Genomic DNA, 26,789 nt, shown 5'->3' on the forward strand with positions numbered 1-26,789 from the left:
GGTCAGCGCCCGCGGGAGATGATCGCGAGGAGCAACTCGGCGCGCACTCGGGCGACATCCATGTCGCAGCCGAGGATCGCCTCGATCCGTGCGATGCGGCTGCGCAGGGTGTGCCGGTGCACGCCAAGCGTGGCCGCCGCCGATTCCCAGTGCCCGTTCGCCTCGAGGTACGCCCGCAGCGAGGTGAGCAGCTCGGTGCCCTGACGAGCGTCGTGGTCGGCCAGCGGCGTGAGCAACGTGTCCGCGACGGCATCGAGCACTCGGCGGGAATCCGGGAAGGTCAGGAGCGCGCTGCCCGCGAGCGTGGCGAATTCGATCGGGCGACCGCCGAATTCGGCCGCCGAGGCGGTCAGCCGGGCCTGTTCGACGGCCGCGGTCACCTCCTCCACCCGGTGCGCGGCGCTGAGGCCGACCCGCATCCCCTTGCGGTCCGGTGACCGCACCCCCTCGAGCAGCCTGAGCGCGAAACCGATGTCGTCGCCGCCGCGCAGCAGCACCGTCAGCCGGGCACCGTCGCGGCGCGCGAACAACTGGCGGGCGGCACCACCGCACCGCTCGTCCACGACGGACTCGACCCGCGCCGCCAGGTCCCCGGTCTCACACAGGACCACCATCGCCCGCAGCAGCCCGCGGTCGTCGGCGGCCTGGCCGACCTGGCCGCGCGCCGGGCCCAGGTCAAGCTCCGTGGACAACAGCAGGCCGAGCGCCTCGCTGTTGAGCCGGTTCTGCGCGGCCCGAAGTCGGCGCGGCTTCTCGAAATCCAAGGCCAGCAACGAGTTCGCGTGACCAAGCAGGACCTGGTCGAGGTGGCTGAGGGCGGTCGGGCTCACCGCCGCCAGGTGGCCGTGGACCACCGCGCCGATGCCGATGGTCTGCACCGCGATGGTGGCCCCACCCCGGCCGAGCGCCGCGCTGCTCACCGCGGACCCGGATCCGGCGGCGATCAATCCCGTGATCTCGGTCAGCACGGCCGGGTCGACGCCATCGGGGTAGGCCTCGATCACCCGCCCGCCGGTGTCGAGCAGCAGCACGGTCGCCGAGCAGGCCACCGCAAGCTCGCGGATCGTCGCGCCAGCCCCACCCTGGATCGCGGCGCGGGTCATCCGCGGCTGCGACCGCGACGCCCGCAGCACGGCCTCGTACTCCTGCTCGGCGAGCCGGCCCATCACCTTCTTGGCGACGGCGGCGAACGGGGTCGGCAGCGGCACCTCCAGCAACGGGAGCGCGAACTCCTCGGCCGCGGAGATCAAGTCCTCCGGCACCGCGGCGTGCGACAGACCTGTTCCGAAACCCAGTGCGGCAATACCACTTTCGGAGAGCTCACGCACGTAGCGCCGTCGATCACCCGAGGCATCCGGCAGCCCGATCCCGGTGGTCAGTATCAACTCACCGCCGGTGAGCCACTGCGATGGATCGCTCAGCTCGGTGGTCGAGACAAAAGTGATCTCTCGACCGAGTCCGGCAGCACCCGCCCTGAGTTCGAGTGCCAACTCCGGCTGCGACAACAGCCAGCGGACGGGAAGGTTCATCTGACACTCCAGCACTGTGGCGGCTTGAGTTCGCGCGTCGGGCAATGCGCCGATCCGGCGAACGATTGACTCTGGCACCCGCCATTTTGGCAGATGACGCGAGATGTGAGGGGGAGCACATTGGGGAAGCCCCCGATCGAGAGGACCCCCGGTGCCGACGTCAGCACTTCTGAAGAACTACATCGACGGCGAATTCACGCAGTCCGCATCCGACCAGGTGATCGACCTGATCAGCCCGGTCGACGAGACGGTCGTCGGGCACGCCCCCGTGTCGACCACGGCGGACGTCGACGCCGCGGTCGCCGCGGCGCAGCGCGCGTTCCTGACGTGGGGCAAGACCACGCCAGGGCAGCGGCAGGCGGCGCTGCTGGCGCTGGCCGACGCCGTCGAGGCGCACAGCGACGAACTGGTGGAGGCACAGTGCCGCAACACCGGCCAGTCGAAGGCTGCCGTCGCGTCGGAGGAAGTGAAGGCCGGGGCGGACCAGCTGCGGTTCTTCGCAGGCGCGGCCCGGATGCTCGAGGGCAAGTCGGCAGGCGAGTACATGGAGGGTTTCACCTCGTACGTACGGCGTGAGCCGATCGGCGTGGTCGGTCAGGTCACGCCGTGGAACTACCCGCTGATGATGGCGATCTGGAAGATCGGTCCGGCGTTGGCGGCCGGGAACACGATCGTGCTCAAGCCGAGCGACACCACCCCGGAGAGCACCTTGGTGCTGGCGAGGCTGTCGAAGGGGATCCTGCCGGACGGCGTGTTCAACGTGGTCCTCGGCGATGCGCAGACCGGTGCGAGCCTGGTCGAGCACCCGGCCCTCGGCCTGGTGTCGATCACCGGGTCGGTGCGGGCGGGGATCGCGGTCGCGGTCGCGGCGGCCAAGCAGCTCAAGCGGGCGCACCTCGAGCTCGGCGGCAAGGCGCCTGCCGTCGTGTTCGGCGACGTCGACGTCGAGCGGGCAGCGACCGGGATCGCCGAGGCCGCCTTCTTCAACGGCGGGCAGGACTGCACCGCCGCGACCAGGGTGCTCGTGCACGAGTCGATCCACGACGCCCTCGTCGACGCCCTCGTCCGCAAGGCGGAGACCATCCGGCCGGGTCTGCCCGACGACCCGGACGCGTTCTACGGGCCGCTCAACAACGCCGGGCACTTCGCCCGCGTCGCCGAGAAGATCGCCTCCCTGCCGCCGTCGGCCAAGGTCCGCACCGGCGGCACCCGCGTCGGTGACACCGGGTACTTCTTCGCTCCGACCGTCATCACCAGGGTCGAGCAGAACGACCCCATCGTGCAGGAGGAGACGTTCGGCCCGGTGCTCACCGTGCAGTCCTTCTCCGGCGAGGACGAGGCCGTCACCCTCGCCAACGACGTCGACTACGGCCTCGCCGCGAGCGTGTGGACGCGCGATCACGCCACCGTTCAGCGGGTGTCCGCCGCGCTCGACGCGGGCGCCGTCTGGGTCAACTGCCACATCCCGCTGGTGGCCGAGATGCCGCACGGCGGCTTCAAGCAGTCCGGCTACGGCAAGGACCTCTCGGCCTACGGGGTCGAGGAATACACGCGGCTCAAGCACGTCATGAGCTCGCACGACTGATCCGCGGCCGACGAACCCCCGCATCGAACCACCTCCAAGAAGGACCCTGACATGAGCACCATTTCCTACCGTCTCCCCCAGAAGCGCGCGCTGGTCACCGAGCTGCCCGGCCCGAAGTCGACCGAGCTGGGCATCCGTAGGCGCGCCGCGGTCGCGGCGGGAGTCGGATCCAGCGTGCCCGTCTACGCCGCCGACGCGGACGGCGGCGTGATCGTGGACGTGGACGGCAACTCCCTCATCGACCTCGGCGCCGGCATCGCGGTCACCAGCGTCGGTGCCTCCGATCCCCGTGTTGCCAAGGCGGTTTCCGAGCAGGCCGCGCATTTCACACACACCTGCTTCATGGTCACCCCCTACGAGAGCTACATCCGGGTTGCCGAGGAACTGGCGGCCCTGACCCCCGGTGACCACGAGAAGCGCACCGTGCTCTTCAACTCCGGCGCCGAGGCCGTGGAGAACGCGATCAAGGTCGCCCGCCTGGCCACCGGCCGGATGGCCGTCGTGGCGTTCGACCACGCCTACCACGGCCGCACCAATCTCACGATGGCGCTGACCGCGAAGTCGATGCCGTACAAGACGAACTTCGGCCCGTTCGCCCCCGAGGTCTACCGGATGCCGATGTCGTACCCGTTCCGCGACGAGGCCGAACTGACCGGTGAGCAGGCCGCCCGCCGCGCCATCACCCAGATCGAGAAGCAGATCGGCTCCGACAGCGTCGCCGCGATCATCCTCGAACCCATCCAGGGTGAGGGCGGATTCATCGTCCCCGCACCGGGATTCCTGCCCACCCTCACCGCATGGGCTCGCGAGAAGGGGATCGTGTTCATCGCCGACGAGGTCCAGACCGGGTTCGCCCGCACCGGCTCCTGGTTCGCCTGCGACGACGAGCAGATCGTCCCCGACATCATCACCATGGCCAAGGGCATCGCGGGCGGCCTGCCCCTCTCCGCGATCACCGGCCACGCCGAACTGCTCGACGCCGTGCACCCGGGCGGACTCGGCGGCACCTACGGCGGCAACCCCATCGCCTGCGCCGCCGCCCTCGCCACCATCGAGACCATGCGCGAACTCGACCTGCCCGCCCGCGCCCGCCACATCGGCGACACCGCCACCACCCGACTGCGCGCCCTCGCCGCACAGGTCCCCGCCATCGGCGAGGTCCGCGGCCGTGGCGCCATGATCGCGATCGAACTCGTCCGCCCCGGCACCACCGAGCCCGACGCCGACCTGACGAAGGCCATCGCCGCCAAGGCGCTCGAACAGGGCGTCATCGTGCTGACCTGCGGCACCTACGGCAACGTCATCCGCCTCCTGCCGCCCCTGGTCATCGACGACGACCTGCTCGACGACGCACTCACCGTCCTCGAGCAGGCGATCCGCGCCGCTGCCGCCTGACCCATCCCACCTCGCCGAAACAGGACCGCCCATGAGCAGCATCGCCCGCCTCCTCGCCTCCGTTCCCACCCGCCTCTGGATCGACGGCGCCGACACCGATCCCGTTGACGGCGGCCACTTCTCCGTCGTGAACCCCGCCACCGGTGCGGTGGTGGCCGAGGTCGCCGACGCGCGCGGCAAGGACGCCCTCCTGGCTCTCGACGCCGCCTGCCGGGTACAGGACGAATGGTCGGCGACCGCGCCGCGGGAGCGCGCGCGGATCCTGCGGCGGGCGTGGGAACTGGTCGTCGAGCGCACCGAGGACCTGGCGCTGCTGATGACCGTCGAGATGGGCAAGACCCTGGCCGAGAGCCGCGGGGAGGTGGCCTACGGCGCCGAGTTCCTGCGCTGGTTCAGCGAGGAGGCCGTGCGGATCGGCGGCCGCTACACCGAGGCACCGTCCGGCAACGGGCGGATCCTGGTCACCAAGGCGCCGGTGGGACCGTGCCTGGCGATCACGCCGTGGAACTTCCCGCTGGCCATGGGCACCCGCAAGATCGGTCCCGCCCTCGCCGCCGGGTGCACGATGATCGTCAAGCCCGCCGAGGACACCCCGCTGACCATGCTGCTGCTCGCCGAGATCCTCGCCGAGGCGGGGCTGCCTGCCGGGGTGCTCTCGGTGCTGCCCACCTCGGACGCGGCCTCCGTCACCGAGCCGCTGCTCTCCGATCCGCGGCTGCGCAAGGTGACCTTCACCGGGTCCACCCGCGTCGGCAAGCTGCTCATCGAGCAGTCCGCCCAGCAGGTGCTGCGCACCTCGATGGAGCTCGGCGGCAACGCCCCGTTCATCGTGTTCGAGGACGCGGACGTCGACGCCGCGGTCACCGGTGCGATGGCGGCGAAGATGCGCAACGGCGGCGAGGCCTGCACGGCCGCCAACAGGATCCTCGTGCACAACGCCGTGCGCGAGGAGTTCACCGCCGAGCTCACCGAGCGGATCGCGGCGCTGCGCGTCGGTCCCGGCTACGTGGACGGAACCGAGCTCGGACCGCTGATCAACGACAGGCAACGCGGCGCCGTTGCCGCGCTCGTCGCCGACGCGGTGGACGCGGGCGCCCGGGTGCGTACCGGCGGGCACATCGTGGACGGTCCGGGGTACTTCTTCGAGCCGACCGTGCTCGACGAGGTCCCGGCGGGCGCACGGATCGTGCGCGAGGAGATCTTCGGGCCGGTCGCCGCGATCACCGGCTTCGACACCGAGGCCGAGGCCATCGCCGCCGCCAACGACACCGAGTACGGGCTCGCCGCCTACTTCTACACCCGCGACCTCGACCGGGCCATGCGCGTGGCCGCTGCGCTCGAGTCCGGGATGGTCGGCGTGAACCGCGGCGTGATCTCCGACCCCGCGGCACCCTTCGGCGGGGTCAAGCAGTCCGGCCTCGGCAGCGAGGGCGGCACCGAGGGCATCGACGAATACCTCAGCACCAAGTACATCGCGCTGCCCGCCTGACCACGTCACCGCTGTAGAGAACTCGGAGGATCACCATGCATTTGGTCGTCGGCTATCTGGCCACCCCGAGCGGGGATGATGGTCTCGCGCTTGGCATTCGGCTCGCCCGCAGCCTGAACGCGAGCCTGAGCATCTGCATGGTGATTCCCCCCGACCGGACGCTGCCGATCCGGCTGCCCGACGATCCCGGCTACGACGACGCGCTGGTCGAGCAGGCCCACCAATGGTTGGCCGACGCGCTCGGGTCCGTTCCCGAGGACGTGAGCGCGACCGCTCATCTGAGCTTCCACGAGTCCTTCTCCCAGGGCCTGCTCGACGAGGCGGAGCGGCTGCACGCACAGGCCATCGTGGTCGGCGCTGCCCGCGACGGCCTGCTGGGCAGGCACGCCATCGGCACGGTGACCAGCGAGTTGCTGCACAGCTCCCCCGTGCCGGTGGCCCTGGCGCCGCGCGGAACCCGCTACCACCACACCCGGCGCGTGCGCGAGGTGACCTGCGCGGTCGGTACACGCGCGGGCGCAGATGTCTTGCTGCGCACCGCGGTCCGCAGCTGCGGGCGCATGCAGACCCCGCTGCGGCTGGTGTCGCTGGTGTCGATCGAACCTCATCACGATCTGCGCGGCGAGCCGGGCGAGGTCCGCGAGCGCGCGCTCACCCATGCCAGGAACATGCTGGAGGAAGCCAGGTCTCGGCTCGATCATGGCGTTGCCACGACAGCCCTCGTGGCCGACGGCGACTCCGTCGAATCCGCTGTGAGCACCCTCGACTGGCACGAGGGCGATCTCATCCTGGTGGGATCCAGCCGACTCGCGCAACACCAACGACTTTTCCTCGGGTCGACCGCAGCGAAGATGCTGCGTGTGATCCCGGTTCCCATGGTGGTCGTCCCCAATTCGGACCGCCATCTCGATGACTGACCCAAATGTGCCCGCCCGACAAGGCGAAGGACACTGACCCAGGGAGCTGGACCATGGATAGACAACTCACGGCCACGCCGCCGACCGATGGCCTCGTGGCCAAGGGACTGGCCTCCAACAAGGTCGGCACGCTCTCTGGGGCGATCCTCGGGATCTCCTCGGTGGCACCCGGATACACGCTCACGGCGAGCATCGGGCTGATCGTCGCGGCGGTGGGGCTGAAGATGCCCGCGATCTTCATCGCCGGCTTCATCCCGATGTTCCTGACCGCCTATGCCTACCGAGAGCTGAACTCCGAATCACCGGACTGCGGCGCGTCGTTCACCTGGTCGACGAAGGCCTTCGGCCCCTACGTCGGGTGGATGTGCGGCTGGGGCATGGTCATCGCGACGATCATCGTGTTGTCGAACCTGGCCGCGATCGCGGTGCAGTTCTTCTACCTGTTCATCGCGCGACTGTTCGATGCACCGCAGATCGCCGACCTCTCGGACAACAAGTTCGTGAACGTCGGGACGACGCTGGTGTTCCTGGCGATCGCCACCTGGGTGTCGAGCCGCGGCATCACGACCAGCGAGCGCGTCCAGTTCGTGCTGGTCGGATTCCAGATGACCGTGCTGCTGGCGTTCGCTGGTGTCGCCCTGTGGCACGTCGCCGCGGGCGACGCACCCGCACACCTGAACTTCAGCCTGGACTGGTTCAACCCGTTCACCGGCGTCACCATCGCCGCGTTCGCGGTCGGCCTCACCGGGTCGATCTTCGCCTTCTGGGGCTGGGACACCTGCCTGACCCTCGGCGAGGAGAGCAAGGACCCCAAACGGACCCCCGGCCGCGCAGGCCTGCTGTGCGTGCTGTCCGTCCTGGTGACCTATCTGCTCGTGGCGGTCGCGTCGATGATGTACGCGGGAGTCGGCGACACCGGCGTCGGTCTCGGCAACCCGGACAACGCGGAGAACGTCTTCGGTGCACTCGGCGAGTCGGTGCTCGGACCATGGGGCGGTCTTGTGCTGTTCCTCGCCGTGCTGGCCTCGTCGGCCGCCAGCCTGCAGACCACGTTCCTGCCCGCGGCGCGCACCATGCTCGCGATGGGCGCATACGGCGCCTTCCCGAAGAAGCTCGCCGAGATCCACCCCCGCTTCATGGTGCCCTCGTTCGCCGCCGTCGTGGCAGGCGCGGTGACCGCCGCGTTCTACACGATCACGACGTTCCTCTCCGAGCGCACGCTGCTCGACACCATCGCGGCGCTCGGCATCATGATCTGCTGGTACTACGGCATCACCGCGTTCGCCTGCGTCTGGTACTTCCGCCACGAACTGTTCAGCAGCGCCCGCAATATCGCCTTCAAGTTCCTCTTCCCGCTGCTCGGCGGCATCATGCTGCTGGTCGTGTTCGTGATCTCCGTCGGGGAGAGCATGAACCCGGACAACGGCAGCGGCACGGCGATCGGCGGCATCGGACTGGTGTTCTACCTGGGCTTCGGGCTCCTGGTGCTCGGAGCGATCCTGATGCTCGTGATGCGCGCGCGCAATCCCGCGTTCTTCCGGGGCGAGACGCTGACCCGTTCCACACCCGCTCTCACCGACGACCTTCCTGCCGAACTCCCGGCGACGGCGAAGGTCAGCTGATCCGGCCCGCGCGTGGTCTCGTCACGGCGCCGACGACGCCTCGGCTCGCAGTCCGGCGATGAGCACGCGCAGGCCGAAATCGAAGGCGTCGTCGGCACGATTCGGCGCGGTACCCGCCGCGGCCAGCGCGGCTCGCATCGGCTCGTTCGCTCGCGGCGTGTTCGCCCACACTTCTTGGGGTGCAGCAAGATCCAGCGCCGACCCGAGCACGAAACTGTCGAGCACGGTGATGGCGTGCAGCACCTCGGCCGGGGAGAACCCGCCCGCGGTGAAGGCCGTCGCCAGCGCGTTGTACATCTCGAAGGCGATGTCTGTCTGCACCGTGTGCGCGGTCAGCAGTGGGATCAGCCGCGGGTGCTTCGAGTAGCTGAGCCGGTACTCCCGGGCCAGCGACGCCACGGTGTCGATCCAGCGGTCAGCGGCCGCGTCGTGCTCGTCGAGGCGGATCGATGCCATCGCCCTTGCCCGCATCAACTCGATGATCTCGGCGCGGCCCGAGACGTGGTTGTACAGCGACGAGGGCCGTACGTTCAGGCGCTCGGCAAGCCCCGGCATCGTGAAATCGCCTGCGGTGTCGACCATCTTCAGCGCCGCATCGACGATGATCTGCGCCGATAGCAGGCGCTGCGGCGGGCGCGGCATCCGTCCTCCTCCTCCGGCCACATCTGGCCGATCACACTCTTCCCCCTTGTCAACGGGGCAGGAAATCACCATACTTAACGAATCACATTCGTTTTATCCCCGGATCACACCCCAGGACACCGATGTTGACCATCACCGCACTCACACCCCCCAACTCCCCCGCCCGCGTGCAGGAGCCCTCCCGCCCGCCGTTGCGCGTGGCCCTCGTCCAGCACCGCTGGAACGAGGACGAGGACGCGCTGCGCACCGAACTGCGCGGCGGCATCGCCGAGGCCGCCCGCCACGGCGCGCGGGTGGTGTTCCTGCCCGAGCTGACGCTGAGCCGCTATCCGGCCTTCACCCCCGGCGGCGACAGCCCAGGCGATCACGCCGAGGACCTGCTCACCGGGCCGACCTTCACCTTTGCCGCGAAGGCCGCCGCCGAACACGGCGTGCTGGTGCACGCCTCGCTCTACGAGCGGCGCAGCGAGGAGAACGGCACCCACTACGGCGACGGGCTGGGATTCAACACGGCGATCCTCGTCGCGCCGAGCGGCGAACTCGTCGCCCGCACCCGCAAGCTGCACATCCCGGTGACGGCCGGTTACTACGAGGACACCTACTTCCGGGGCGGCCCGGCCACCGACGAGGCCTACGCCGTGCACGCCCCCGACCGACTCGACGGCGCCCGCATCGGCATGCCGACCTGCTGGGACGAGTGGTTCCCCGAGGTCGCCCGCATGTACTCGCTCGGCGGCGCGGAGATCATCGTCTACCCCACCGCCATCGGCTCCGAACCGGATCACCCCGACTTCGACACCCAGCCGCTGTGGCAGCAGGTGATCGTCGGCAACGGCATCGCCAACGGCACCTTCATGGTGGCCCCCAATCGATACGGCGACGAGGGCCTGATCACCTTCTACGGCTCCTCGTTCATCTCCGACCCGTACGGACGGATCCTGGTACAGGCCCCGAGGGACGAGTCCGCGGTCCTGGTGGCCGATCTCGACCTCGCGCAGCGGCAGGACTGGCTGACCCTGTTCCCGTTCCTCGCCACCCGGCGTCCCGACACGTACGGCCGGCTCACCGCGCCGGTCGAGGCCGCGCACCCCATGGGCAGGTCGTGATGGGTTGGCGGATGCCCGCGGAGCGGGACCGACACGAGCGCACCTGGATGGCCTACCCGAGCGAGGGCTACTCGCTCGGCGACACCGCCGAGGAACACCACGAGGCCCGGTCGGCGTGGGCCGCGGTCGCGAATGCGGTCGCCGAGTTCGAGCCGGTCACGGTGGTCGTCGACCCGGCCGAGGTGGACGCGGCCAAGCGGTACCTGAGCGGGACCGTCGAGCTCGCCGAGGCACCGCTGAACGACGCCTGGATGCGCGACATCGGTCCGACCTTCGTCGTCTCGGACGACGGCCGCGTCGGCGGGGTGGACTGGGTCTTCAACGGCTGGGGCGGTCAGGACTGGGCCCGCTGGGACCGGGATTCGAAGATCGGCGCGTTCGTCGCGGATCGGGCAGGCGTGGAGCTGATCGACTCACCGCTGGTGAACGAGGGCGGCGGCATCCAGGTCGACGGCGAGGGGACGGTGCTGGTCACCGAGACCGTGCAGCTGGACCCCGGCCGCAACCCAGGCCTGTCCAAGGCCGAGGTGGAGGCGGAACTCGCCCGCACCATCGGCGCCACCACGGTGATCTGGCTGCCGCGCGGGCTCACCCGCGACCACGAGCGCTACGGCACCCGCGGGCACGTCGACATCGTTGCGGCCATCACCGCGCCCGGCGTCGTACTGGTGCACGACCAGCGCGCACCGGAGCACCCCGACCACGCGGTCAGCCGCGAGATCATCGACCTGCTCGGCCGGACCACCGACGCGGCGGGCAGGCCCTGGCAGATCGTCCCGGTGCCCGCGCCCCGCACGCTCACCGACGCCGAGGGTTTCGTCGACTTCAGCTACCTCAACCACTACGTGGCCAATGGCGTCGTCGTCGCGTGCGCCTTCGGCGACGAGAACGACGCGGAGGCCGCGGCCATCCTGGCCGACGCGTATCCCGGCAGGCAGGTGGTCAGCGTCGACGCCCGACCGATCTTCGCGCGCGGCGGCGGCATCCACTGCATCACCCAGAACCAGCCCAGCGCGCCATAGTGGCGCGGATGCCGATGCGAGATTCGACGCATCGGCACCCGCGCAAGTGTGCCCTGGGAAACAGAATCGAACCCACCCCACCTTCGACCAAGGAGTTCCCTTGCCCGAAATCACCCGTGATGTCGTCGTCGTCGGAGCCGGTCCGTCCGGCCTGACCGCCGCCACCGAGCTGAGGAAGGCCGGGCTGTCCGTCGCGGTGCTCGAGGCCCGCGATCGAGTCGGCGGCCGGACCTGGACCGACACCGTCGACGGCGCGATGCTGGAGATCGGCGGCCAGTGGGTATCCCCCGACCAGTCGGCGCTGTACGCCACGCTGGAGACGCTGGGCCTCAAGACGTTCGACCGGTATCGCGAGGGCGACTCGGTCTACATCGCACCCGACGGCACCCGCACCGCGTACTCCGGCGACTCCTTCCCGGTCAGCGAGCACACCCGCGCGGAGATGGACCGGCTCGTCGCGCTCCTGGACGAGCTCACAGCCGAGATCGGCGCCGAGGAGCCGTGGGCACACCCCCGCGCCCGCGAGCTCGACACCGTCTCCTTCCGGCAGTGGCTGGCGGCGCACAGCGACGACGAGGAGGCCCGCAACAACATCAGCCTGTTCGTGGCAGGCGGCATGCTGACCAAGCCGGCGCACGCGTTCTCCGCGCTGCAGGCGGTACTGATGGCGGCGTCCGCCGGCTCGTTCAGCAACCTGGTCAACGAGGACTTCATCCTCGACCGCCGCGTCATCGGCGGCCTGCAGCAGGTCTCGCTCGGCCTCGCGGAGTCGTTGGGCGACAACGTCTTCCTGAACTCGCCGGTCCGCACCGTCCGATGGGGCACCGACGGGGTCACCGTCCTCGCGGACGGGGACCTCCGGGTCGACGCCCGCCGGGTCGTGCTGGCGGTGCCGCCCAACCTGTACCCGCGGATGTCGTTCGACCCGCCACTGCCGCGGCGACAGCACCAGATGCACCAGCACCAGTCCCTCGGCCTCGTGATCAAGGTGCACGCCGTGTACGACACCCCGTTCTGGCGCGAGGACGGCTTGTCCGGAACCGGTTTCAGCGCCGCAGAATTGGTGCAGGAGGTGTACGACAACACCAACTACGGTGACACCCGCGGCACCCTGGTCGCGTTCGTCTCCGACGAGAAGGCCGATGCGATGTTCGAGCTGTCGGCGGCCGAACGCAAGGGCAGGATCCTCGAGTCCATCGCGCGTTTCCTCGGCCCCCGGGCCGCCGAGCCGGTGGTGTACTACGAATCGGATTGGGGCTCGGAGGAGTGGACCCGCGGCGCCTACGCCGCCAGCTTCGATCTGGGTGGCCTCCACCGCTACGGGCGCGACCAGCGCACCCCCGTTGGACCGATCCACTTCTCGTGTTCCGACATCGCGGGCGCCGGATACCAGCACGTGGACGGCGCGATCCGGATGGGGCTGCGGACGGCCGCGGACATCGCCCTCGCATTGGGCAACGCCGAGCACTGAGCGCGGCCGAACGCGACGGAGCCGGGGAGGGACGCCTCCCCGGCTCCGTCGCGCTCAGAACGTCTCGTTGGAGTCGGTCGCGATTCGGAACCCGTGCCCGGTGTCGTCCTTCACGCAGGTCACGCCCTTCGCCTCGGATTTGCACGTGAATCCGAACGAGCTCACCTTGTCCCCGAGCGAGAGCACGGATTCCGCCGCCGAGACGCCGGAGGTGTAGACCGGACCGCCGGAGCACAAGAACTCCCCTGGACCGTTGCCCGTCACCCTGATCCCGTTGCCCCAGTTCACCATGCAGTTCTCCGGCCTGGGCGGGATCGGGGTGGTGGAGCCCTGACAGCCGGCCTCGGTCCTGGTGGGCAGCGAGATGATGCCGCACTCGAAGCCGCCCGTCGGCGAGCTGAAGTAGACCGCCTCGTTGCGTGCGTACTCGACGGCGGTCGTCGAGGGCGGCGCGCTGGTGGTGGTCGTCGTCGTGGGCGGCGCGCTGGTGGTGGTCGTCGGCGCGAGCGTGGTGGTGGGCACCGCGGCCGTGGTCGTGGGCACCGCGTGACTGGTCGGCGGCGCCTGCCCGGCCTCGGAGCTGCCGCAGGCGGCGGCACCGAACACCACCGCGACACCGAACACCGCTGCTACAACCCGACCTGAACGCACACGCACACCCTTCCTCGACGGTCGCCAAGAACTCTAGTGGCCGACGCGCCGAGGTCGCCGCGGGCAAGGGATCGGGTGCGGTGTCCCTGGCAGACGACCCCTAGGTGTGGCTGATCCGCCGGTTGATCTCCCTGGTCAGCCAGGTCGGGGAGAACCGCGACGCCACCATCATCGCGCCTGCCTGCCGACCGACCGGGTAGTGCACCTTCGCCAGCATCCGGTGCGAGCGCCTGGTCGCCTTGACGACGACCTTCGCGACGTCGGCCGCGGTCAGCTTGATGCCGAGCGAGTCGGCGCTGCGCATGTCCAGGTTCCCGGTCATCGCGGTGTTGACGAACAGCGGCCAGACCGCGAGCACCCGGATGCGGTGCCGCCGCCACTCCAGCTCCAGCGCCTCGGTGAGGCCCCGGATGGCGAACTTGGTGGCGCTGTAGGTGGCGAGCTCGGGCTGACCGTAGATCGCCGAGGCCGAACACAGGTTGACCAGCTGCGAACCGGGTGTCGCCTGCAGGTAGGGGAAGGCGGCCCGGCTGCCGATCACGACGCCGCCGACGTTGATGTCGAGCATCCGCTGATGCTCCGCGAGCGGGATCTCCTCGAACCGGCCCGAGTAGAGCACCCCCGCGTTGTTCACCAGGATGTCGAGGCGATTCGAGGCAACCTCCGCGAACTCGGCGAGCCGCGCATCCCACTGCTCGGCATCGGTGACGTCCAGCAGACCGGTGGAGACCTCCCCGCCACCCGCACGGATCTCCCGTGCGAGGTCCGCGAGGCCGGTCTCGTCGATGTCGAAGGCACCGACGAGGTATCCGGCCCGCGCGAACTCCAGCGCGGTCGCCCTGCCGATCCCGGCTGCCGCACCGGTGATGACCACTGTCTGCTTCGCCATGTCGGCCAGCGTATGCCGTGCGCCTACCCTGGGGGGTGGAGGAATCGATGTTTCACGAGCGCATCGTCCGCACGGTGCTGACCATCACCGTCGGCTACCTGATCGTCCTGGCGATCTGGCTGGGCTGGCTCGTCCAGCACACGCCGCCGGGCACCGTCCCGTACCAGATCGGCGGGTTGCTGGCCGCGTACGGCTCGGCGCTCGGGCTGGGGATGATCTGGGCCGACCGGCCACCGAGGGCGGACCGGAAGCTGGAGCGCCGCGGGCTGGAGGGCTGGGCCAAGATCGAGAGCATGCAGCGACTCGCCGAGACCGCCGATCACGGTCAACTCACCGAGCTGCGGCTCGCGCTCACCGTCCCAGGGGAAGAGTCCTACTCGGGCCGGGTGGTCTACGAGGTGCCCGCGTCGATGCGTGAGCAATTCGTGCCGGGCAAGACGGTGCCGATCCGGGTCGACCCCCACAATCGGGACCGAATCGTGCTCTGCCCCTAATCAGTTCAGGGGTACAGGGGTTCGGGGTTCAGCTGCCCGTATCTAGCTGGTGCGGTTCTTCCGGCCGAGCGCGAGCATGCCTTCGACCAGGAGGAACTGCGCGGCCGCGTAGCTCGCGAGGATCACGCCCTCGGCGGCCCGACGGCCCGACTCCTTGCGGATGAACAGTCGCCGCACCACGATCAGGCCGTCCGAGCCGGTGAACAGCAGCCCGCCCAGCCCGAGCCAGCTCCGCCGGTCCGCGTTCGGCAGCGCCAGGCCCGCCGTGGTCTTGGCGCCGGGGGCCAGCGCCGGGTCGGCCGAGAGCGTGGACGTCGTGGCCAGCGCCGCACCGTACGCGGTGAGCGGGGTGGAGACCGTGCGTGCCCTGGCCCGCAGCAGCCCGGCCGCTCCGAGCCAGCCCAGCTTCCGAGGGATCAGGGCCTGCGCGGTGGGGCGCGCACCGCGCCGCAGCAACAGCGTGGTGTAGGCGGCCTGCATGACGGCGAACGACGAGGCGCCGCGCACCAGCCTGGCATCGTTGTCGGGGTCGATCATGAAGACGTCACCGACGGTCGCGGCGGCGAGCCCGCCGACCAGCAGGGCGGTGTCGGCGGCGTCCGTCTCGGAGCGCTCGCGCAGAACCCGGACCCCGAGTGCGGGCGCGATCAGCGGCTTGGCGACCTGCTGCAGCCGTTCGTTCCCGATGACCGCACCCAGCACGGTGGCTCCGGTCGCGCCGAGGAACACCGCATGCTCGAGCCGCATCTCTACCTCTTTCGGTGACGATTGACGTGTGGCCCGAGCGTATCGGGTGACCGGCCGGGGTCCTAGCGGGGCGGCGGCGCCCGGGCGACATCGGTCCAGCGCACGAGGCCGCCCGGCACCGGCGGTTCGTCTTGACGGCGATCCCGGGGTCTGTTGCCATGTGAGCGAAGGCCTTGATCACGATCGGATTTCGCCGGTCGACTCGGCTCACAGGGGGCGTTTCGCGTATGGGAATCAGGCATGGTGCCCGATCGGTGTCGGTGCGGCTGGGAGTATTCGGCGTCGCTCTCGCTGGGGTGCTCGCGATATCGGTGACGCCGGCCACCGCTGCGCCCGACAGCGGCTCGGCGGCACAGGCCCTCCCGGCAGGAACGGTGGTCGAGCCCGCGATCGATTGCCGACCGAGCAGCGCCCGGCCCCGTCCCGTGCTGGTTCTGCCAGGAGCGGACGGCACCACCTCGGAGACCGCGTCCCAGTGGGAGGTGGTCGTCTCGGCGCTGCGGCGACAGGGCGCCTGCACCCTGGTCTTCCAGGGCGGGGTCGTCGACGGCCGACGGTGGGCGGGAGACATGACCGGCGCGGCCCGCCAGCTGGCGGACTTCGTCGCGAAGGTCAAGGACACCACCGGGGCACCTCGGGTCGACATCGTGGCCCACTCGGCGGGCTCCGTCGTCGCGAACTACTTCGTCAAGGTGCTCGGCGGCACACAGGACGTGCACGACATGGTGCTGCTCACGCCAGAGGCCCGCGGCTGCGACGGCGCCGGTTTCCTGGCCCAGTACGGAATCAAGGACTTGCCGGTCACCCCGGTGCAGGTGCTGGAGGCTCTGCCCTTCCTGGCACCGGCGCTGGCAGCGCTGTCACCCGAGATGGCCTCGGCACTCCAACTGTCGCCGGTGTCCGCGTTCTATCGGACCCTCATGGACGGGCCAATCGCCCAACCCGGCGTCAGCTACGCCGTGATGGCGACGAAGAACGATCAGGTCGCGACACCGCCCGGCACGTGTTCCTTCATCACCGAGCCCGGCGTCGCCAACGTCTTCTATGAAGACGTCTTCCCCGGCAGCCCCGCCGTGGACCACTCGAGCCTTCGATCGAGCCCGGACACAGCGGGCTGGATCGTGGCTCAGCTCTATCGCTGACGCATGAGCGATGGCCGGGATCCCTCGGCCGGCACCTATCCTCGAGTGGACCAGCACACGGAGGATCGGCGATCTCAATGACATTCATCAAGATGTGTGGCCTGCGGGACGAGGCCACGGTTGACCGCGCCGTGCAGCTCGGCGTCGACGCCGTGGGATTCGTCTTCGCGCGGAGCCCTCGTCAGGTGACCCCAGAGGTGGCCGCGCAGCTCCGGCAGCGAGTCCCCGAGGGCATCCTCGCGATCGGGGTGTTCACCGGAATCGGGATCGCCGACATCGTCTCCGCCGCGACGACCTCGGGAATCGATGTCGTGCAGGTGCACGATCTGCGGTCGGCCGACGAGGTCGCGGCCCTCCACGAGGCCGGGCTCCGCGTCGTCCGGGCGGTGAACACCGGCAGCGCGGGCGACCCCTCGGCGAGCTTCGGCGAGGATCTCCTGCTCGTCGACGGTGCCGTCGCAGGAGCTGGCGTCACCTGGGACTGGCAGGACCGGTCCCTGCTGCCGGACGGTCGGTGGATCCTCGCCGGCGGGCTCGACCCCCGCAACGTCGCGCAGGCGCTGGACGCCAGCGGGGCCTGGGGCGTCGACGTCTCCAGCGGCATCGAGTCGAGCCGCGGCGTCAAGGACCAGGAACTGATGGCGGCCTTCGTGACCGCGGTGCGCGGACGCGGATAGCGAGCGGCTCGGGATCGCGCGCCCACTCCTTCGGGCCACCGGCCTGCGATCGGAACTAGACTGAGCGAGCAGGGGCATTTGCGTCATGCCCACCGAGGCGCGCATTGGGGCGGCCGTGAGCCAACTGGATGGGCCCCGTCTGAGCTACACCGACGACGACGGGAACCAACGCGAACTCGTACTGGTCGAGGACTCGCCGCGCCTCACCGTGGGACGGTCCCGGCAGGCCGATATCGCCTTCGCCTCGGACCACGACGTGTCCCTCCGGCACGCGGCGATCGAGTGGACGGGCACCCACTGGACCATCGTCGACGACGGGCTCTCCCACAGCGGCACCTTCGTCAACGGCGAGCGACTGACCGGGCGCAGGCGCCTGCAGGCGGGCGACAACATCCGGATCGGATCCTCGACCCTGACCTTCCACTACACGCCGCCGAGCGGTGACCTGACCGGGACCGCCGACGCCATGCCGACTCGCGCCGCGCTGACACCGGCCCAGCAGGCGATCGTGGTCGAACTCTGCCGGCCCTTCAAGAACAGGGCCACGTTCGCGAACCCCTCCTCCAACCAACAGATCGCGGAACGCCTGTTCGTCAGTGTCGAGACGGTGAAAACCCATCTGCGCACGCTGTTCTCGAAGTTCGGCGTGGAGGATCTGCCACAGAATCAGAAGCGGGCGCAGCTCGCCAAACGCGCGCTGCAGAGCGGCGTGGTCACCGACCGGGACCTCTGAGAACCCGCCCCGTGGCGCGGTCGCCCGTTGCCGCACGCAGACTGTGCGGTTGGTTTCGGGGCCGTGGCCTGTGAGAGCATGGCCTCGGCCGACCCGTGGCGCTTCGACGCCCGGGTCACGGCCGGGGGAACGACACATCACACAACGGGGGATTCACATGAGTATTCGTCGCTTTGCCGTGCGCGCGATCGGTGCGGGTACCGTCGCCGCGGCCGCCCTGATCGGCCTGGCCGGTCCGGCCGCCGCCGCGCCGGCACCGGCGCCCATCCTGCACACGTTTCCCACCGGACCGCTGCTTCCGGTGCTCGGGCAGAATGCCTTCTGCAACGGTGTCATCGACACCCTCGTCGAGACCGATCCGGCTCGCCCGGGACTCGCGACGGTGGTGCTCACCTCGCGCGGCATGCACGGGGTCGGCCCGGAGTGGGCCGCGAATCCGGTCTGCCGCATCAAGACCGACATCGCGTGGGGCTTCGGCGTGTGGGCGAACCAGGTCAAGACCATCGAGCTCAACTTCGGGGAACGCGCAGGCGAGTCGGTCCGGACCGAGATCAACCCCGGTCCCGGCGTGACCGGACTGAGCATCCAGGCCGCCTACGTGAGCCCCTACCTCAACGAGCTCCGGCCGCAGTGGTCGCTACCGATTTCGGCATACGTGATCATCCCCTGATCCGCGGCAGTCACTGAGCACCTACCGAGCGGGGGTTCGGCGGTCACGTTTCACGCGAAACCGACCTCCGAGCCCCCGTTCAGCACGTGAGGGGCACCCGGCGAGCCGGGCCTGCGCAGGCCGTCAGCCGTAGGAAGCGCGGTTCGGTGAGCCCGCCGGACCGCGCGGCGGCCAGCACCTCCGCCGCCACCTTCTCCGCCGCACCGGCATCGATCAGCGCGATGGCCGATCCGCCGAATCCGCCGCCGGTCATCCGGGCTCCGTGCGCGCCCGCCGCGAGTGCCGAGTCCACCGCGCAGTCCAGCTCCGGGCAGGACACCTCGTAGTCATCGCGCAGCGAAACGTGCGACGCCGTCAGCAGCGGGCCGAGCTCGCGGTGGCGACCGGATTCCATGAGGGACAACGCCTCCCGCACCCGGCCGATCTCCGAGACGACGTGCCGGGCGCGGCTCCGCAACACCGGATCGGTCAGCGCGGACACGTCGGTCACCTCACGCAGCGACGCACCCAGTGTGGCGGCCGCCTCCTCCACCGATGCCCGGCGCTGCGCGTACTGACCGTCGACCAACCGGTGCGGGGCGCGGGTGTCGATCACCAGCAGCGCCAGCCCCTCCCCCGCCAGGTCGAACGGCACCGGGGTGACGCCGCCGTCCCGCGAATCGACGAGCAGCGCATGACCGACCTCGGCGCGCAGCGAGATCGCCTGGTCCATCCCGCCGGTGGGGGCGAGCGCGATGTCGTTCTCCGCACGCACGCAGCACCCTGCCAGCGCGGCGCGGCCGGCGTCGTCGGTCGGCGCCCCGGACAGGTCCGCCAGCGCGAGCGCCAGTGCGCATTCGAGTGCGGCCGAGCTGGAGAGGCCGGCACCGATCGGCACCGAGGACTCGACCGCCACGTCAACACCGCCGAAATCACTGTCCAGCAGTCCGTCTCGCCGCATTGCCCACACCACACCCGCGAGGTACGCCGCCCAGTCCGGCGGGTTACCCGGTGCGATCTCGTCGACCCGTCCGGTCCAGGAACCCAGGCCGGATCGGCACCGCAGCATCCCGTCGCGCCGACGCCCGACCGCGACGACGGTGCTGTGCGGCAACGCGATCGGCAGCGACAGGCCCTGCGCATAGTCCACGTGCTCGCCGACGAGGTTGACCCGCCCCGGCGCGGCCCACACGCCCTCCGGGTCCGTGCCGAACTGACCGAGGAACCGGTCGACGACCGCGGCGGCCAACGCCGAATCCGGCAGGGACTCCACCCATTCGCTCACGGCGCGATCTCCCGAAAACGGGCCGCGATCCGCTCCGGCGTGGTGTCGCTGACCCAGGCCCCCATGCCGGACTCGGAACCCGCGAGGAACTTCATCCGGTGTGGGGACCGCATCAGCGAGAACAGCTGCAGGTGCAGCCTACCCAGCGGGCGCTGCTCCCCGACCGGTGCCTGATGCCACCCCGCAATGTACGGAAGCCGTTCCACCCCTTCGAAGAACCGGTCCAGGCGGCCCAGGATGTCGAGATAGACGTGCGCCAGCTCGTCCAGCTCGGCGGCATCCAATGCGGCCAGATCGGGGACGTCCCGGTGCGGCGCGAGGTGCAGCTCCACCGGCCACCGCGCGGCGGCGGGCACGTAGGCCGTCCAGTGCTCGCCCTCGAGCACGACCCGGCTGCCCGCGCACCGCTCGGCATCCAGTACGTCGCGCAGCAGCGATCGCCCGGTCCGCGCCAGGTGCCGCTCGGACTGTCGCAGCAGCGCGCCGGTGTGCGCGGGCAGCATCGGGTACGCGTAGATCTGGCCGTGCGGGTGCGCCAACGTCACGCCGATCTCCTCGCCCCGGTTCTCGAAGCAGTAGACCTGCTCGATGCCGGGCAACGCCGACAGCTCCCTGGTCCGGTCGGCCAGCGCGCCGAGCACCGTGCGCACCCGGCCCACGGGCAGCTCCGCGAAGCTGCGGCCGTGGTCGCTGGTGAAGCACACGACCTCGCAACGGCCGGCTGCGGCCCGCTGCGGCCACAGGGGCTCGCCGTCGACGTTGTCGGTCGGCGGGGCCACCGCACCGGTCGCCAGGGACGGGAATCTGTTCTCGAAGACGGCGACGTCGTAGTCGTCGGCGGGGATCTCCGTGGGCGCGCGGCCGGGGCCGCTCGGGCACAGTGGACACGCGTCGGCCGCCGGCAGGAAGGTCCGGTCCATCCGATGCGCGGCCATCGTCACCCACTCCCCGGAGAGCACGTCGTAGCGCATCGTCGACTCCACCCGGATCGGCGACAGGTCCCTGGTGTCGTGCAGTTGCCGGGTCGCCGCGCCGCTCACATACGGCTCGGAGTCGTCGAAGTAGATCAGCTCTCGGCCGTCGGCGAGCGCCGTCGCCGTCCTCCGGATCGTCATCGGATCTCGTTCCCGCCCTTCACCCGTGTTCGCCGCCGAAGAGATTGTGCCCCACGCGCCTCACCGGCATGTTCGACCACAGGGTTCACATATATAGTTTGCCTATGCAATAATATGAACCCATGGCATCCGAACACCTGGCGGAGCGCCACCTGCGCGAGGTTCTCGCGGAGCTGGTGACCAACACCTCCCGATTCACCCGACTCGCCTCCTCCATCGCGACCGACGACCGGCCACGCGCCTGGATGCGGGCACTGTCGCACCTCGACGAGTACGGCGCGCTCCGCATCAGCGAGTTCGCCCGGATCGATCGCTGTTCGCAGCCGACGGCCACCGCCCTGCTCAAGCAGATCACCGATGCCGGCCTGGCCAGCAGGCATCGCGATCCCGCGGACTCGCGCGCGGTGGTGGTCGAGATGACCGAGGCCGGGCGCCACTGGCTCGACGAGGCCCGCGCCGAGATCGGCACCGCACTCGCCGCCCACCTCGGCGACCTCGAATCCGAACAGATCGAACGACTTTCGCAGAGCCTGGCCGACCTTCGGGCCGCCATCAAGGCGTCAACACAGCGATGAGAAGTCCCAGCGACACAGAGGAGGAGTCCGTGGCAGTCACCGACACGGCCACCAGCGCCGGCACCGAGAACAAGAGCATCCTGCACCAACCGAAGGCGGTCTGGGCGGTCGCGTTCGCGAGCGTCATCGCCTTCATGGGCATCGGCCTGGTCGACCCGATCCTCAAGCCGATCGGCGAGCAACTCGACGCGACTCCCTCGCAGGTGTCGCTGCTGTTCACCTCGTACATGCTCGTGACCGGTGTCGCCATGCTGATCACCGGGGTGGTGTCGAGCCGGATCGGCCCGAAGAAGACGTTGCTCCTTGGCCTGGCGATCATCGTGGTGTTCGCCGCCCTGGCCGGGATGTCGGGCACGGTCGGACAGATCGTCGGATTCCGCGCAGGCTGGGGCCTGGGCAATGCGTTGTTCATCGCGACCGCGCTGGCGACCATCGTCGGCGCTGCCAGCGGCGGCGTCGCGAAAGCGATCATCCTGTACGAGGCCGCGCTCGGCATCGGTATCGCGGTGGGACCGTTGGTCGGCGGCGTCCTCGGCAGCGTCAGCTGGCGCGCCCCCTTCTTCGGCGTCGCCGCGTTGATGGCGGTCGCCTTCATCCTGATCGTGGTGATGCTGCCGGCCACGCCCGCACCGAAGTCGGGCCGGACGTCACTGTCCGCCCCATTTCTCGCGCTGCGGCACCGCGGCCTGCTCACGGTCGCGATCACCTCGCTGCTGTACAACTACGGCTTCTTCACCCTGCTCGCGTACACCCCGTTCCCGCTCGACATGGGTACCTACGCAATCGGTTTCATCTTCTTCGGCTGGGGCCTGATGCTCGCGGTCGCGTCGGTGTTCCTGGCACCGCGCTTGCAGCGGGCGTTCGGCACGCTGCCGATGATGATGCTCGCGCTGGCCCTGTTCGCGATCGACCTCGCGGTGATGGCGATGTTCACCGAGAACAAGTCGGTCCTGATCGTGTGCGTCGTCCTTGCCGGCCTGTTCCTCGGCGTGAACAACACCCTGATCACCGAGACCGTGATGATCTCCGCGCCGGTCGAGCGCTCCACCGCGTCCGCCGCGTACAGCTTCGTCCGGTTCGTCGGCGGCGCCGCCGCGCCGTGGGTGGCGGGCAAGCTCGGCGAGAGCAACGTCCACCTGCCGTTCTGGGTCGGTGCGCTCTGCACGGCCGCCGCCATCGTGGTGCTGTCCACCGGACGCAGGGTCCTCGCGCACGTCGACGACCACGACCCGGCCCCGCACAGCGTCGACGAGGCCGCGGCCATCACCGCCGGTTCCGACTGAGCGGCACCGGAAAGGGCCATCACCCAGGGGTCATCGGCACTAGCATCGACGGGTACGCGAATCACCACGGAAGCCGAGGTGCACGATGCGTCCACGCCGCCAGTTCCTGTCCGCCGGACTGATCGTCGTGTGTGCGACGCTGACGATGGCTGGGGGTACCCGCGCACCGGTCGACCGGGCCGCCGCCGGCCCGACGGTGTTCGACGGACCGACGGTGCAGGTCGGTGAGGGGACCGCCCACAGCTTCGTCACCCTCGACGCCGCGGGCAATCCCACCGAGGTGGGCATGCGGCTGTCCGAGGGTGCGATGTACGGCCTGCCCGCGACCCACGATGTCGCGGCGACCTACGAGCTCGACCTGCCCGCGGAGGCGGCGACGACGGTCTTCGACCACACCACTCTCGACTGGAACGACCACGGTCACGGACCGAGCGGCATGTTCGACAAGCCGCATTTCGACACGCACTTCTACATGGTCGACGAGGCCGCGGTGGCCGAGATCGATCCGGCTGGTCCGGATTTCGAGGCCAAGGGCACGCGGCTACCTGACCTGCGATACCTCCCGCCCGACTACATCCCGATGCTGGGGCCGAAGCTGGTTCCGCAGGCGTCCCCAGCCATGGGGGTGCATTGGTTCGATGTCACAGACGGGGTGATCCCGGGCCCCTACCAGTTCACGCAGGCATTCCTCAACGGGACCTGGGACGGCGACTACACCTTCATGGAACCGATGGTGACCCGCGAGTGGCTGCTGACCAAGCCGAACACCGTGCGGACCATCAAGCAGCCGCAGGCCTATCAGCGCAGCGGCTACTACCCCACCACCGTCGCCGTCACCTTCGACGACGGCGCAGACGAGTACGTCATCACGTTGGGCGGGATGGTGCTACGCCAGGCGTCGTGAGGCTAGCGCCTACAGGCCGAGGTCCTCGAGGCCGAGCAGCGATCGGTACTCCACGCCCTCCTCGGCGATGACGGCGTCGGCCCCGGTCGCACGGTCCACCACGGTCGCCACGCCGACGACGATCGCGCCTGCCTCGCGCAGCGCACGCACGGCGGTGAGCGGCGAGTTGCCGGTCGTGGTGGTGTCCTCGACGACCAACACGCGCTTCCCCACCACATCGGGACCCTCGATCTGACGCTGCATGCCGTGCGCCTTGGCCGCCTTGCGCACCACGAAGGCGTCGATCGGCCGGCCCTCGGCGTGCATGACGGCCATGGCCACCGGGTCCGCGCCCATGGTCAGGCCGCCGACGGAATCGAAGTCCCAGTCCGCGACGAGCTCGCGCAGCAGCTTCCCGATCAGCGGTGCGGCACGGTGGTGCAGCGTCGCGCGACGCAGGTCGACGTAGTAGTCGGCTTCCTTGCCCGAGGACAGGGTCACCTTCCCGTGCACCACAGCCAGCTCGCGTACGAGCCCTGCGAGCTCCGCCTTCTCCGTCATTCGACCGCTCCTCTTCGCGTCCAGTTTCGACGCCCCAGCGTAGTCGTCTAGAGGAGGGCCCCGGGAACGCCCGCGTCCCGGTCCGCCGGGACGACGGTGTCGTCATGGAGCGGGGCCTGCGGAGCGACCTCGGCCAGGGCGGGCGCCGCGGCCCTCTCGGCCTCGTCGGCACCGATCGGCAACTCGACAACCGTCGCCTCGAACAGCGGCACCTGGTGCCCGCCCGCCAGCCGCGCGACGACCCCGGCGGGAACCGAGCGCACCAGCCGGTTCACCGCGGTGGCACTGTCGTTGTACACCCGTGCCGCTCCGATGATCCGCTGCTCGGTCACCTTGAGCTCGAGCGCGGGACGCTGAATCGCCCAGTCGTGCTTGACATTCAGGTTGCACTCCACCTCGAACATCAGGCGGTGCAACGCGACCGACAGCGCGTTCTCGGAGCCGGCCTGCTCGCCGAGGCTCATGCCCTGCTGGCGCAGGGCGACTGCCAGCGATCGAGCGCCGACCAACGGGGCCAGGATCTCGGACGGCATCGCCGCGGCCCGGGCAGCGGCGATCAGCTCAGGCGCCTGATCGCACCGTCGTTCGAGTTCCACATCGAGCAGGGCCCGGCTCGCGGTGAGGTTTCCCTCGAATCGACGCAAGCGTCGAACCACGGACACCGCCCACGCCACAAGAAGAACAACAGCAACGACCGCCACAACCGTCACAAGAGTCACAGGCGTGCAATCTACTCACACCCCGGGGCGCTCGCACACCGGGTCCACCCACTGGCCGTACGCCGGGCCTGATTCAGCCGCGCGGGTCCTGGTCGACGTCACCCTCATGTGGGTACGGGCGTCCCGGATCGTGATTTACGCTGCGCGCCAGCGGAACAACGTTCGGCGGCGCGGATTGGTCCACGCGCGGCGCCGGGTACGGCGAACGCTCCCAGTCCGGCATCTCGCGGGGGGCGGGGGCGGGGGCGGCGGTCGGCGGCGCCTCCTGTGCCGGGTCGAGAACGGGGGGCAGCACGTGCAGGATGCCGGAGAGCCGGGCCACCGCATCGATCGCGGCGTCCCACTCACGGCCGTTGCTGGTGACCGGCAGCGAACCGAGCGTCCACTCCCCCTCGCTCCACAGCATCTGAACATGCGGCGGAACCGACTCCGTGAAATGCACCATGCGCTGATCGCAGACCCGTCGGGCGATCTCCAGGTCGGTGGCGAACACCACCCGCGGCCCGATCGAGCCGAGCAGGTTCATGTCCGCATCCTTCGGCGGCGGCGTCGACCGGAGCCGGAGATCGATGTCGACATCGGAGCCGACAGTGCGCTGGACCGCGACGATCGTCGTCGTCTCCTCGAGGTCGAACAGCACGAAGTTCTCGCCGCGACGGATGCCGTGCACCACGTCGACGGCCCCGAGATATTCCTGCTTGGCCAGCGCGGCCCGGTGCCAACGCGACGGCAGGTGCTCATCCGACTCGTTGTAGGTGTAGCCCTGCGCCTTCGCCCAGATCTGCCGGACGCGACCGAACTGGTCACGCCTGCTGCGATCGATGGACAGGAGCACGATCGCGCCCACGAGCGCGATCGCTGAGAGTCCGAACCAGATAAGCGTCATCGCCAGTCACAATATCGACTGAACGGCCCCCGCGCGGCACTCGGCTCGCACGGGGACCGAAATCATCTACATCTATCCGCCGTCAGTTCCCGAAGTTCCCGAGATCCGGGAGCGTGGTGTTCACGATCACCTTGGCGACGACGGACCCGTCATCGCCCTTCTCGCCCTGGACCACGACGGTGTCACCGGGTTTGAGGTCGCCGACCTTCGCGCCGCTGAGCGAGATGATCTTGGTGGACCCGTTGGTGACGACCGTGACCGCGGAGCCACCGATTCCGTCGAGGATCAGCGTGGATCCGTCGTTGGACGTGATCGTCCCGACGGCCGCACCGGCCGCGCCGATCGCCTCACCCACACCGCCCGGGATCTGCGAGAGGTCAGGGGCGCTGGTGGCAGGCGGTTCGGAGGTACGGGGCGGTGGGGTGCTGGCCCGGGGCAGGGTGCTCGTCACCGGCCCCGAGGCACTACTCGGGGAGTCAGCGCCGCCGCCGCTGATCAGCATGACGCCGAGGCCGACAACCGCCGCGAGGAGCAGCCCCGCCACGACGAGTGCGACCGCCAGCACGCCCTTGCCGGGCCCCTTCTTCTGGTCGCCGTCGAGGTAGGGCGACGCACCGGGCGGTGGTGTCGGCGGCTGATTCGGGTCGTACCCCTGATACGTCGGATACGCCTGCGTCGCGTTCGGCGGCTGATTCGGGTCGTACCCCTGATACGTCGGATAC

General features: G+C 69.8%; 27 protein-coding genes. 16 read left to right on the top strand and 11 right to left on the bottom strand.

The annotated features are described in order from the left end of the window. Nucleotides 1–2: 2 nt before the first annotated feature. Nucleotides 3–1,529, bottom strand: coding sequence for a PucR family transcriptional regulator (locus tag BR31_RS0120175; RefSeq protein ID WP_027502550.1), 1,527 nt, complete (start codon nt 1,527–1,529; stop codon nt 3–5). A 151-nt stretch (nt 1,530–1,680) separates the two neighbouring features. Here BR31_RS0120175 and BR31_RS0120180 point away from each other — a divergent pair, with 151 nt between their 5' ends. From BR31_RS0120180 to BR31_RS0120200, 5 genes are read left to right on the top strand one after another with little or no spacing between them, the layout of a single operon-like run. Beyond that, nucleotides 1,681–3,114, top strand: a complete 1,434-nt coding sequence (locus BR31_RS0120180; protein WP_027502551.1) for an aminobutyraldehyde dehydrogenase — start codon at nt 1,681–1,683, stop codon at nt 3,112–3,114. Nucleotides 3,115–3,165: 51 nt separating this feature from the next. Further along, nucleotides 3,166–4,509: a 4-aminobutyrate--2-oxoglutarate transaminase gene (gene gabT / locus BR31_RS0120185; protein ID WP_027502552.1), complete on the top strand. Its 1,344-nt coding sequence runs from the start codon at nt 3,166–3,168 to the stop codon at nt 4,507–4,509. A 31-nt stretch (nt 4,510–4,540) separates the two neighbouring features. Beyond that, nucleotides 4,541–5,998 carry an NAD-dependent succinate-semialdehyde dehydrogenase gene (locus BR31_RS0120190; protein WP_027502553.1) on the top strand — a complete coding sequence of 486 codons (1,458 nt, stop codon included), beginning with the start codon at nt 4,541–4,543 and terminating at the stop codon, nt 5,996–5,998. Between the two features lie 35 nt (nt 5,999–6,033). Beyond that, complete coding sequence (locus BR31_RS0120195) at nt 6,034–6,915, top strand: universal stress protein (protein ID WP_027502554.1); 882 nt, start codon at nt 6,034–6,036, stop codon at nt 6,913–6,915. A 53-nt stretch (nt 6,916–6,968) separates the two neighbouring features. Continuing rightward, nucleotides 6,969–8,537 (top strand): APC family permease, encoded by a 1,569-nt coding sequence (locus BR31_RS0120200; protein ID WP_027502555.1) that lies wholly within the window; start codon nt 6,969–6,971, stop codon nt 8,535–8,537. A 21-nt stretch (nt 8,538–8,558) separates the two neighbouring features. On the opposite strand, the gene BR31_RS0120205 is transcribed toward BR31_RS0120200, so the two are convergent. Further along, nucleotides 8,559–9,179: a TetR/AcrR family transcriptional regulator C-terminal domain-containing protein gene (locus BR31_RS0120205; RefSeq protein ID WP_027502556.1), complete on the bottom strand. Its 621-nt coding sequence runs from the start codon at nt 9,177–9,179 to the stop codon at nt 8,559–8,561. A 122-nt stretch (nt 9,180–9,301) separates the two neighbouring features. On the opposite strand from BR31_RS0120205, the gene BR31_RS0120210 reads away from it, so the two are divergent. The 3 genes from BR31_RS0120210 to BR31_RS0120220 all read left to right on the top strand — a co-directional run bounded on the left by BR31_RS0120210 (nt 9,302) and on the right by BR31_RS0120220 (nt 12,778). Beyond that, complete coding sequence (locus BR31_RS0120210) at nt 9,302–10,285, top strand: nitrilase-related carbon-nitrogen hydrolase (protein WP_027502557.1); 984 nt, start codon at nt 9,302–9,304, stop codon at nt 10,283–10,285. Then, complete coding sequence (locus tag BR31_RS0120215) at nt 10,285–11,307, top strand: agmatine deiminase family protein (protein ID WP_027502558.1); 1,023 nt, start codon at nt 10,285–10,287, stop codon at nt 11,305–11,307. Before BR31_RS0120210 ends, BR31_RS0120215 begins: the two co-directional genes overlap by 1 nt. Nucleotides 11,308–11,407: 100 nt before the next feature. After that, nucleotides 11,408–12,778: a flavin monoamine oxidase family protein gene (locus BR31_RS0120220; RefSeq protein ID WP_027502559.1), complete on the top strand. Its 1,371-nt coding sequence runs from the start codon at nt 11,408–11,410 to the stop codon at nt 12,776–12,778. 54 nt (nt 12,779–12,832) lie between these two features. Here the strand turns inward: BR31_RS0120220 and BR31_RS0120225 are convergent, their stop codons facing one another. Together BR31_RS0120225 and BR31_RS0120230 are read right to left on the bottom strand one after the other, a co-directional pair. Further along, nucleotides 12,833–13,429 (bottom strand): hypothetical protein, encoded by a 597-nt coding sequence (locus BR31_RS0120225; protein WP_231496635.1) that lies wholly within the window; start codon nt 13,427–13,429, stop codon nt 12,833–12,835. 100 nt (nt 13,430–13,529) lie between these two features. After that, nucleotides 13,530–14,318: an SDR family oxidoreductase gene (locus BR31_RS0120230; protein WP_027502561.1), complete on the bottom strand. Its 789-nt coding sequence runs from the start codon at nt 14,316–14,318 to the stop codon at nt 13,530–13,532. 47 nt (nt 14,319–14,365) lie between these two features. Here BR31_RS0120230 and BR31_RS0120235 point away from each other — a divergent pair, with 47 nt between their 5' ends. Next, nucleotides 14,366–14,812, top strand: a complete 447-nt coding sequence (locus tag BR31_RS0120235; protein WP_027502562.1) for a hypothetical protein — start codon at nt 14,366–14,368, stop codon at nt 14,810–14,812. 42 nt (nt 14,813–14,854) lie between these two features. Here the strand turns inward: BR31_RS0120235 and BR31_RS0120240 are convergent, their stop codons facing one another. Further along, on the bottom strand, nt 14,855–15,559 hold the full coding sequence (locus tag BR31_RS0120240; RefSeq protein WP_027502563.1) for a lysoplasmalogenase family protein: 705 nt from the start codon (nt 15,557–15,559) through the stop codon (nt 14,855–14,857). A gap of 254 nt (nt 15,560–15,813) precedes the next feature. Between BR31_RS0120240 and BR31_RS0120245 the strand changes: the two genes are divergently transcribed. The 4 genes from BR31_RS0120245 to BR31_RS0120260 all read left to right on the top strand — a co-directional run bounded on the left by BR31_RS0120245 (nt 15,814) and on the right by BR31_RS0120260 (nt 18,781). Then, nucleotides 15,814–16,701 carry an esterase/lipase family protein gene (locus BR31_RS0120245; protein ID WP_197023672.1) on the top strand — a complete coding sequence of 296 codons (888 nt, stop codon included), beginning with the start codon at nt 15,814–15,816 and terminating at the stop codon, nt 16,699–16,701. Between the two features lie 77 nt (nt 16,702–16,778). Next, complete coding sequence (locus BR31_RS0120250; RefSeq protein WP_027502565.1) at nt 16,779–17,378, top strand: phosphoribosylanthranilate isomerase; 600 nt, start codon at nt 16,779–16,781, stop codon at nt 17,376–17,378. Between the two features lie 115 nt (nt 17,379–17,493). Next, nucleotides 17,494–18,111: an FHA domain-containing protein gene (locus BR31_RS0120255; RefSeq protein WP_027502566.1), complete on the top strand. Its 618-nt coding sequence runs from the start codon at nt 17,494–17,496 to the stop codon at nt 18,109–18,111. 157 nt (nt 18,112–18,268) lie between these two features. Next, on the top strand, nt 18,269–18,781 hold the full coding sequence (locus tag BR31_RS0120260; protein ID WP_027502567.1) for a hypothetical protein: 513 nt from the start codon (nt 18,269–18,271) through the stop codon (nt 18,779–18,781). A 79-nt stretch (nt 18,782–18,860) separates the two neighbouring features. Here BR31_RS0120260 and galK read toward each other — a convergent pair whose 3' ends face one another. Together galK and galT are read right to left on the bottom strand one after the other, a co-directional pair. Beyond that, nucleotides 18,861–20,045, bottom strand: coding sequence for a galactokinase (galK, locus tag BR31_RS0120265; protein ID WP_027502568.1), 1,185 nt, complete (start codon nt 20,043–20,045; stop codon nt 18,861–18,863). After that, nucleotides 20,042–21,160 (bottom strand): galactose-1-phosphate uridylyltransferase, encoded by a 1,119-nt coding sequence (gene galT / locus BR31_RS0120270; protein WP_081830604.1) that lies wholly within the window; start codon nt 21,158–21,160, stop codon nt 20,042–20,044. The genes galK and galT overlap by 4 nt, the downstream gene beginning before the upstream one ends. A 122-nt stretch (nt 21,161–21,282) precedes the next feature. On the opposite strand from galT, the gene BR31_RS0120275 reads away from it, so the two are divergent. From BR31_RS0120275 to BR31_RS0120285, 3 genes are all read left to right on the top strand, one after another. After that, a complete protein-coding gene (locus BR31_RS0120275; protein WP_027502570.1) occupies nt 21,283–21,735 on the top strand; it encodes a MarR family winged helix-turn-helix transcriptional regulator in 453 nt (150 codons plus the stop codon). 29 nt (nt 21,736–21,764) lie between these two features. After that, nucleotides 21,765–23,018, top strand: a complete 1,254-nt coding sequence (locus tag BR31_RS0120280; protein ID WP_027502571.1) for an MFS transporter — start codon at nt 21,765–21,767, stop codon at nt 23,016–23,018. An 85-nt stretch (nt 23,019–23,103) separates the two neighbouring features. Next, a complete protein-coding gene (locus BR31_RS0120285; RefSeq protein ID WP_027502572.1) occupies nt 23,104–23,922 on the top strand; it encodes a DUF5602 domain-containing protein in 819 nt (272 codons plus the stop codon). A 9-nt stretch (nt 23,923–23,931) separates the two neighbouring features. Here the strand turns inward: BR31_RS0120285 and pyrE are convergent, their stop codons facing one another. The 4 genes from pyrE to BR31_RS29505 all read right to left on the bottom strand — a co-directional run. Next, nucleotides 23,932–24,462: an orotate phosphoribosyltransferase gene (gene pyrE, locus BR31_RS0120290; protein WP_027502573.1), complete on the bottom strand. Its 531-nt coding sequence runs from the start codon at nt 24,460–24,462 to the stop codon at nt 23,932–23,934. A gap of 47 nt (nt 24,463–24,509) precedes the next feature. Beyond that, a complete protein-coding gene (locus BR31_RS29495; RefSeq protein WP_197023673.1) occupies nt 24,510–25,106 on the bottom strand; it encodes a LemA family protein in 597 nt (198 codons plus the stop codon). A 148-nt stretch (nt 25,107–25,254) separates the two neighbouring features. Further along, a complete protein-coding gene (locus tag BR31_RS29500) occupies nt 25,255–26,067 on the bottom strand; it encodes a type III secretion system chaperone family protein (RefSeq protein ID WP_027502574.1) in 813 nt (270 codons plus the stop codon). Between the two features lie 82 nt (nt 26,068–26,149). Beyond that, nucleotides 26,150–26,789, bottom strand: a 640-nt coding sequence (locus BR31_RS29505) for a DUF5666 domain-containing protein (protein ID WP_197023674.1), incomplete at its 5' end; no start/stop codon positions are given.

The organism is Rhodococcus sp. UNC363MFTsu5.1, from assembly GCF_000686785.1.
Taxonomy (GTDB): domain Bacteria; phylum Actinomycetota; class Actinomycetes; order Mycobacteriales; family Mycobacteriaceae; genus Rhodococcus_G; species Rhodococcus_G maanshanensis.

What these genes read in the sequence shown, in the direction of transcription:
- BR31_RS0120210 (WP_027502557.1), top strand. Translation starts at nt 9,302, where the DNA reads ATGTTGACCATCACCGCACTCACACCCCCCAACTCCCCCGCCCGCGTG.
- BR31_RS0120215 (WP_027502558.1), top strand. Translation starts at nt 10,285, where the DNA reads ATGGGTTGGCGGATGCCCGCGGAGCGGGACCGACACGAGCGCACCTGG.
- BR31_RS0120235 (WP_027502562.1), top strand. Translation starts at nt 14,366, where the DNA reads ATGTTTCACGAGCGCATCGTCCGCACGGTGCTGACCATCACCGTCGGC.
- BR31_RS0120175 (WP_027502550.1), bottom strand. Translation starts at nt 1,529, where the DNA reads ATGAACCTTCCCGTCCGCTGGCTGTTGTCGCAGCCGGAGTTGGCACTC.
- galT (WP_081830604.1), bottom strand. Translation starts at nt 21,160, where the DNA reads ATGACGATCCGGAGGACGGCGACGGCGCTCGCCGACGGCCGAGAGCTG.
- BR31_RS0120195 (WP_027502554.1), top strand. Translation starts at nt 6,034, where the DNA reads ATGCATTTGGTCGTCGGCTATCTGGCCACCCCGAGCGGGGATGATGGT.
- gabT (WP_027502552.1), top strand. Translation starts at nt 3,166, where the DNA reads ATGAGCACCATTTCCTACCGTCTCCCCCAGAAGCGCGCGCTGGTCACC.
- BR31_RS0120275 (WP_027502570.1), top strand. Translation starts at nt 21,283, where the DNA reads ATGGCATCCGAACACCTGGCGGAGCGCCACCTGCGCGAGGTTCTCGCG.
- BR31_RS0120230 (WP_027502561.1), bottom strand. Translation starts at nt 14,318, where the DNA reads ATGGCGAAGCAGACAGTGGTCATCACCGGTGCGGCAGCCGGGATCGGC.
- BR31_RS29500 (WP_027502574.1), bottom strand. Translation starts at nt 26,067, where the DNA reads ATGACGCTTATCTGGTTCGGACTCTCAGCGATCGCGCTCGTGGGCGCG.
- BR31_RS0120240 (WP_027502563.1), bottom strand. Translation starts at nt 15,559, where the DNA reads ATGCGGCTCGAGCATGCGGTGTTCCTCGGCGCGACCGGAGCCACCGTG.
- BR31_RS0120190 (WP_027502553.1), top strand. Translation starts at nt 4,541, where the DNA reads ATGAGCAGCATCGCCCGCCTCCTCGCCTCCGTTCCCACCCGCCTCTGG.
- BR31_RS0120260 (WP_027502567.1), top strand. Translation starts at nt 18,269, where the DNA reads ATGAGTATTCGTCGCTTTGCCGTGCGCGCGATCGGTGCGGGTACCGTC.
- BR31_RS0120250 (WP_027502565.1), top strand. Translation starts at nt 16,779, where the DNA reads ATGACATTCATCAAGATGTGTGGCCTGCGGGACGAGGCCACGGTTGAC.
- BR31_RS0120205 (WP_027502556.1), bottom strand. Translation starts at nt 9,179, where the DNA reads ATGCCGCGCCCGCCGCAGCGCCTGCTATCGGCGCAGATCATCGTCGAT.
- pyrE (WP_027502573.1), bottom strand. Translation starts at nt 24,462, where the DNA reads ATGACGGAGAAGGCGGAGCTCGCAGGGCTCGTACGCGAGCTGGCTGTG.
- BR31_RS0120285 (WP_027502572.1), top strand. Translation starts at nt 23,104, where the DNA reads ATGCGTCCACGCCGCCAGTTCCTGTCCGCCGGACTGATCGTCGTGTGT.
- BR31_RS0120200 (WP_027502555.1), top strand. Translation starts at nt 6,969, where the DNA reads ATGGATAGACAACTCACGGCCACGCCGCCGACCGATGGCCTCGTGGCC.